Annotated in this window: 1 protein-coding gene; it reads right to left on the reverse strand. The window is 41.0% G+C overall.

Annotated elements, in window-relative coordinates; all coding sequences use genetic code 11:
* Positions 1-180 (reverse strand): hypothetical protein (locus tag ACPGUT_RS12720; protein ID WP_423991940.1); only part of this gene is annotated, 180 nt, incomplete at its 3' end.
* Positions 181-234: the final 54 nt, after the last annotated feature.

The following is a 234-nucleotide window of genomic DNA, read 5'->3' on the forward strand; positions in this document are numbered from 1 at the left end:
TCGAATCCCTTCGTCTCCGCCACTATAATCATGTAGTGAATTGATTTCATTGTGATTTATAATGGAAAGCTTAAGCGCATCCCCCAAATCATCCCCCAGATAATTTTGGTGACGATGAATTTGATAGCAGCTATGATTGTAGTTAGTACCGTCTATTTTGGTTAAAAATTTTGGAGACACTGTTATGCCTACAGCCCCCGATCTCGATATCATCAACGCGTCTTTGACCGACAG

It is taken from the genome of Halocynthiibacter sp., assembly GCF_049608145.1.
Lineage (GTDB): Bacteria > Pseudomonadota > Alphaproteobacteria > Rhodobacterales > Rhodobacteraceae > Halocynthiibacter.